We start from the raw sequence: 3,359 nt of genomic DNA on the forward strand, positions 1-3,359 counted from the left end.
TTTGTACCAAGCGATGTACCACAAGAAGGATAATGCAAGGTTTTTGAAAGTCCCAATCCTATTTTCGCAGCATGAACATCGGACTTTAACAGGTCAAAAGCCTTATTTTAAAAGGTTTTTACCATTATTCAGCAAACCCTACTTAGCTCTTTCAAGATATTCTTAAGTATTTATACTTGGTGAATTGTTCAACTTTTTCTGTCTTTTCCCTGGCGTTTTTCAACCTGCGGAATGTGGGTTAAAAGCAGCCCAGGAAGTTCCACAGGCTAAACGAGATATACCAGATAAGTAATAATCCTGTGCGTAAAGAGTTTTGATAGAGAGTTGATCCGTCATCTTCAGGCAGAAAGTCGGAGTAAGATTTAAAAAGTATTCTGGTAAAAATTCGAGCTAAGATGAAGACTAGGTTTGCTCGAGTTTTAAATCGTCAATTTTCTAGCTCATTTTATCAAGATAACTTGCTTCGTCTTACTTTATTTTTGGGATTAAATTCTAGCAAAGATAGTGTGACAACCCAAAAGACCACAGGAGCACCACCATAAAACCCATGTAAAACAAGCGAAAAGACAATATAAGGCAATATATATTTAAGGTTTTCGGGACTGTATAATCTTGACAAGATTTTACCCAAAGCATAAAAGTAAGGAATACAAAAGAGAATTCCTTCGCTAAGAACAAAATAAAGCACACTATTATGAGGCACATTGAAGTTGAGAATCTTTTTAATTGAATCGGATGGTTTGATATCATCACCAAAAGCCGATTTTGGTATGCCATACAATAAAATATCTAAGTTCTCTGTTAATAATTGAATTGTTTTTTCGGAGGCTAAAAATCTTTCCCTATTACTGGGATCCGCAATGTTTTCTAGTTTTAATCTTTCGTTTTTCTCTTTGATTTTAATTGTTTCTAATTTTATGTTGTAAACATAGAATGTTCCGATCGCAAAAATTAAAAGATTGCCCACCAAAATTAAAGTCAAAAAATATCTTTTGTGATTTGTAAGTAACCAGAATCTTTTATTTATAAAAAACCTGGGACTAAATTTTTCTAAGGTAAACACGCACATAAAAATTAGCATAGCCATTAAATATCCTCTACTGGACAACAAAAAAATACTTATGATTGACAGCAAAATTCCTACCTTAAAACTATTTTTCCAGCAAAAGAAGAAAAATAATAAAATAAATAGACCAGAAAAATTAGGGTCTGGAACAGTATACAATGAAAATCTATATAAGCTAGAAGGTATATATTCATATATTTCTGTCCTGAAAGTTAAAAATTGGTATATTATAGATATCAAAAAACATAGGTATAAAAACATCAGGTATCTTCGGCTTAATTCCTGAGGATGACGAAAAGTAATTAATAAGATAACGATCAACAAGGCAATGCCAAATTTTGGCACGGAAAAATTAATAAGAGCGAGAAAAAGAATCATCACACACAAAGTTAAGTCGAATTTATTTAATTTAATTTTTTCCCTAAGTAAATCCCAAAATAAGACAGTAGTGATTACGGGCAAGAATACCATCAAATGAGAGAAAGACTGCCAAGGAATTATGTACAATACCGAGCCAGAATATACCAGCAACATAGCTGCTGTCAAGCTGCTAGGATATATACGATTAATAATTTTTTTCATAATAGACCTCTTGCAAAGGTAATTTAGGAGTATCTCTACCGTTTAAGCGTCTCGATTATGACTTTTCGGGCATCCTCTAAGGAAGTCAGTCATTTGTCAAGAGGCGATTTGGCGGGAGGAACTAGAGTGTGTAAAACTCAGAGCAGAACAGCATTCATTGAAGAAATCCATACAAGATGATACAAAAGAGGATCAAAAACACTATAAATCTTTCTTATAAAAATATTTATATTGATAAAAAGACCAATAAAAAATACTAAATACAATCTCCACAATACATAGTCATTAATATCAAAATAGTTCATATTGTAACTTTAAAATTTGAATTATATCGAGAGTTTTTGTCACCTGAAAACCTCTATCAGGTGGTTTAGCCTAGAGGGTTCATTTTGATAATCCTTTGGACATTATAGCACAGCCGGATCAATAATGGGAGTATCATCACAGATTTCTCAAGATACCAAAGTCTTAAGCCAAAAGCCTTATAGGAGCATCTAGCTGAATACAGCAATAAAATTAAACTGAAAAAACATCAGCTTTAGTCTGATTGAGAAATTAGCCTACAATAATTTACTTATCTTGTCATTTCGGTAAGCTGCCCGCACATTTAAATTGCTTGTTGAGATGAAGAACTCTTGCACTCTTGCAACGGTAAAAGGATTGGGGGAGATTCAGTTAATCTAAGGATAGACGGTTAAAATGCGTCTTAGCTTAGTTGCCCCAGAGGGGAGTGGATAAATTCATAATTACTACCTCCTTCATACTTGAGAGAATACTGTCGCGGCAGCATGTTGTCCATAATAAGTAATGCAGTTAGACAAGATATTTAAGCCTCCATCTAAGATGTAGCTGGGTTACATCTTACTTGATGATCAACTTCTTGTAAAGAAAATTTTTAACCAGCTAACACCAGAAAGCGAACAAGAGTTCTCTAAGGTTATTGGTTGTCTATGCTTGATGCTCCTATCCTATTAGCTTTCTGGAGAGTTATTGTAAGCTAAGACGCATTTAACCCGCTTATTCTTAGATTAGCCGAACCTCCCCCAATCCCTTTACTGTTGCCTTTTGCCTTTTGCCTCTTGCCTCGTCTCAACAAGCAATTTAAATTACGAACAGCTTACTTTAGCCGGTCAACATCCAGATTTATTCTGGCAAATCTCCAAAACGCTCTCGATAGCGTTGAAGCAATGCTTCTAAATCCTCAGCCCGCATTCTCTCCTGTTGGTCCCGCATTCTCTCCTGTTGGGCCCGCATTCTTTCTTGTTGGGCCCGCATTCTTTCCTGTTCAGTTAGCTCTGACTCCGTGGGCAGTAAATCGCCGGCAAAAGTCGCCCAACGCAGCCAAACTGCCTCGACTCCCTTATACTCCCCTTGCCAGCGGACCAAAGCCAACCCTAGCCTTTGACTGAAAAATCTTTCTCCCGTCTCTAGAGATAATGGCTCGTAGTTGCCGTCTCTGAGGATAAAACCTGCCCAGTCTTCAGGATTAAAGGGATCGTACCAGAAATATTCTGGCACTCGCAAGCGGTTTTGATAGATAGCTTTCTTTTCAGTTTTATCCTGTTGATCGGTACTTTCGGAAAGGAGTTCGATAACCACGTCGGGAGCTTTCCCTTCTTGCCAAACCACCCAACTTTTTCTTTCCCCTTTAGGAACCCCCAGGACAGCAAAGAAATCGGGACCGCGAAAGTCCTCGCTTTTTAACTGTGCG

At 36.7% G+C, this 3,359-nt stretch carries 2 protein-coding genes; both read right to left on the minus strand.

Annotation, left to right across the window (positions count from 1 at the left end; translation table 11 throughout):
• Window positions 1–448 precede the first annotated feature (448 nt).
• On the minus strand, window positions 449–1,648 hold the full coding sequence (locus ACE1AQ_RS19245; RefSeq protein ID WP_149037242.1) for a hypothetical protein: 1,200 nt from the start codon (window positions 1,646–1,648) through the stop codon (window positions 449–451).
• Between the two features lie 1,143 nt (window positions 1,649–2,791).
• A partial coding sequence (locus tag ACE1AQ_RS19250) for a Uma2 family endonuclease (RefSeq protein WP_374809031.1) occupies window positions 2,792–3,359 on the minus strand: 568 nt, incomplete at its 5' end.

The sequence above is a fragment of the Microcystis sp. BLCC-F209 genome, assembly GCF_041928595.1.
GTDB lineage: Bacteria > Cyanobacteriota > Cyanobacteriia > Cyanobacteriales > Microcystaceae > Microcystis.